Here is a 3,095-nt window from a genome sequence, read left to right as displayed (position 1 = left end):
AACCAAGAACTTTGCGGAAAGATTGAAAGCGTCGATGATACGGTGTACTTGTCCCGGACGGATGATAGCCAGGCTTCCTTTCCCGAAAGTGTATTCCTCAAAATCAATATTCAGACGGCATTGCCCATCCTCTATGAAGCCGAAGAAATAATAATCATCGGTATGGGAGAAAGCATATCTTTCTGAAGGTGTCGATGTCCGAAAGGCGACCGTCTTCAGATATACTCCGAATTCTGTGAGTTGCGAACTTCTATGGATGGGGAATCGGGACATTCTTTCTATTACTTTATTATTGACAATACGCTCTCAATGTTTCTCCTGCCATTGTTGAAATTTGCTCATCACGAAAAAAGCAGAGAGTAAACTAAGCACTGTAAGGATAATCCCGACAACTGACCATAAGAACATCTGTAAAGGAGATAGAATGGAAGTCTTTTCCAATTCAACAAAGGCATAGACACAATAAGGCAAAGTCAAAAATGTGGTAATGATAACAGGTATATATTTTCGGTATATTGTCCATTGAGCAAGATGTACTATAAGGTGGAAGGAATACCCTGCAAATGCAGCGAACCACCACTGATAAGCACCCAACCATACGGCACAGAAAGAAATGAGGGAAATCAGAATGAACTCGTGGGCAGTCCCAATGGCAAATGTGGCTGTGGAATAATCAAAATGTCTCCTGCGTGCAAGAAACCGCTCGAATTTCGGGAAACGCCTTTTCAATTCATCCCTATTTCTGTCTAGCCAATGCCTGAACATGATAATCTCTTCGTATTCGTGAAGCATGAACACAACAGGGAGAAGCAGCATTATTAATTCTAATTTCATCATAATGGTTTCCAAAAATCTATGGCTGTACTCTTTTCAACACGTTTCTTAAATCTCTGACATACTTGGCTTGCCGATATTTCAAATAAATCTTCACAAATGGAATCATAAACCATTTCTTAGGCTCAATGTGTTCTGTAAAGTCAATCGTAGCATTCTTTTCATTGCCACTGAAAACACCGATCCAATGTCCTTTCATATTGTCATTCTCCATGTCAAACTCCCAAAGACAAAAAGGTTCTTATCTTGTTACCGTGAAAGTTGTCTTATATCCACTCTTCGTTATTTCTACAAATTGCGTGTCTGATATGACCTCTATCTTTTCAACATCACTTCTCCACGAATAGTCTGTTAGCGATGTTACAACTTGCCAAACGCTCTGTAAATTGCACGAAAACGTGGCTTTTATGTTTGATATTACGACCATATAATTTCAGAAAAATAACTTTATCTCACAAATCCGTTTTTATAGAAATCATACCATGACGCAATGTTTTCCGGAGTATTGGCTTCCAGCAATAGAAGCATCTCTCGAGTGAATTCCAAATGCCCTACACCGTTTGCCGTAACAATATTCTTGTCACTAACAGCTTGTGCTTCCACATAGTTTTCTGCGTTAGTGTAAACGATATCGCCCCATTTTTTGAGTTGGTCGAGACCGTTGCCTGTATGCTTTACATTGTTCAGGAAACCGTGTGAACATAGGAATGAAGCACCGTTACATATCGCCCCGATGATTTTACTTTTATCCAAAGCCTCTTGTACCAATGGTACGACAAGTTCTGCTTCAGGCGAGTCCCAGCGGTTGCCACCGATAAGCACTAAGGCGGCATAATCTTTCGGCATATTCTCGAAAGAATAATCGGGCAAGGTTCTGAAACCTCCGATGGAACAGACTGTGTCCGACGTCGGGGCAACGGTATGCACTTCATACTTGATTTCACCGCCCGGTATCACGCCCACATGAAGAGCCGTGGAGAGAAAAGCCCCCTCCCAATCTGTGTATTCATTTAACAGGATAAATAAAACTTTCTGTTTCATAATAAATTCATTCCTCTTATTACTTGTTGCCTTTCCCCTTCAGCTGCTTTTTCTCCTTGCTTTCCCAACTTTTTATACTATCAGCCACAGGCAAGTCTTCTGGCATGGTTCCTCCAAGTTCTTGAATGGTTTGGCGAACTTTTTTCCCCACTTCATAGTGTGTCTGATTTGCCTTTGTTTTTCTCTTTATGTTTTCACGGCGTAGTTTTTCTTCGGTTTGTGTGGCACGGAACAAATTAGCAGCTAATTCGGTACTTCCCATGTGGTCAAGTATCTTTTGGCTTTTCTTTAAACCTTTTCGGGCATGAATCGCTTTTGCGTCTAATCCACCGTAAAGACCTTTGTAACCATGATTCTGGAAGATTGCATAATCACGAGATTCAACGACACCGGCATTCTTGGCAGCATCAGCTAACTGACTATTGTGGCGAGCCAGTTCATTACGCAAAAAGAGACGTTTTTCTTCTTCGCTTGTCAGACGATTGTACTCGTCCATTTGCTTTATCTCTGCAATCCGTGTCTGAACGGCAAAATAAGTTTGTCCATTCGCCACTACCTCTTTGCCCGGATCAGCATTCTGTACAATCAAGTAACAGGCATAACGGGATAGTTTTACAGATTCCAAAGGGCGTTTTGCTCCAGATCCGATACTGACCATTTCGAGGATATCCTCGAAATGGTCTAAGGGATTGTTGTTACTATTGGCACACGCTTCTTTAGCCTTTTCTATTACCGGTAGGAAATGTCTGTATTCAGAATACTCAAGTACTTTTGCCATTTCTCGTGCTGACCAATATTCTACGCCATTCTCATCAACATGTCTAATCTGTTCAAAGACAGACTTTCGTGGGTTTATTAATTCGTTCATATTACAAGTATCATTAGTTTATTATTATGAGGGATGCTGAGCCTACTAAACACTTACAGATTCTCCATACCGAACTTTGCTATCTCGTCTATAATCGGCAAGACTTTCTCGCCCAATGGCGTGAGGGAGTATTCTACTCGTGGAGGAACTTCGGGGTACTGTTTCTTTTTAACCAGTCCTTTACCGCACAGGAATTTCAACTCGTCGATAAGCATCTTCTCGCTGATGCCGGGAATGGCACGTTTGAGTTCTCCGTAACGGATTATTCTGCGGTTGATTTGGAAGATGATGAGCAGTGTCCACTTTCCGGTGAAAATCTGCATAGACTTTCGTACGGGACATTTATCGTCTG

Annotated in this window: 5 protein-coding genes; all 5 read right to left on the bottom strand. The window is 41.5% G+C overall.

Annotated elements, in window-relative coordinates; all coding sequences use genetic code 11:
- Positions 1-273 (bottom strand): AraC family ligand binding domain-containing protein (locus Tanf_RS14415; protein ID WP_140230730.1); only part of this gene is annotated, 273 nt, incomplete at its 3' end.
- 33 nt (positions 274-306) lie between these two features.
- A complete protein-coding gene (locus Tanf_RS10405; RefSeq protein WP_004346448.1) occupies positions 307-837 on the bottom strand; it encodes an HXXEE domain-containing protein in 531 nt (176 codons plus the stop codon).
- A gap of 444 nt (positions 838-1,281) precedes the next feature.
- Positions 1,282-1,875: a type 1 glutamine amidotransferase family protein gene (locus Tanf_RS10395; RefSeq protein WP_046825821.1), complete on the bottom strand. Its 594-nt coding sequence runs from the start codon at positions 1,873-1,875 to the stop codon at positions 1,282-1,284.
- Positions 1,876-1,894: 19 nt separating this feature from the next.
- On the bottom strand, positions 1,895-2,743 hold the full coding sequence (gene dinD / locus Tanf_RS10390) for a DNA damage-inducible protein D (protein ID WP_046825820.1): 849 nt from the start codon (positions 2,741-2,743) through the stop codon (positions 1,895-1,897).
- 53 nt (positions 2,744-2,796) lie between these two features.
- Positions 2,797-3,095, bottom strand: a 299-nt coding sequence (locus tag Tanf_RS10385) for a winged helix-turn-helix transcriptional regulator (RefSeq protein ID WP_140230729.1), incomplete at its 5' end; no start/stop codon positions are given.

Source organism: Tannerella forsythia (assembly GCF_001006485.1).
In the GTDB taxonomy this organism is placed as follows: Bacteria; Bacteroidota; Bacteroidia; order Bacteroidales; family Tannerellaceae; genus Tannerella; species Tannerella forsythia.
Note: the sequence above shows the minus strand (reverse complement) of the source record. Positions and strands in the feature narration are given on the sequence as shown.

Coding starts and splice junctions, on each gene's coding strand:
- Tanf_RS10395 (WP_046825821.1), bottom strand. CDS start 1,875: ATGAAACAGAAAGTTTTATTTATCCTGTTAAATGAATACACAGATTGG.
- dinD (WP_046825820.1), bottom strand. CDS start 2,743: ATGAACGAATTAATAAACCCACGAAAGTCTGTCTTTGAACAGATTAGA.
- Tanf_RS10405 (WP_004346448.1), bottom strand. CDS start 837: ATGATGAAATTAGAATTAATAATGCTGCTTCTCCCTGTTGTGTTCATG.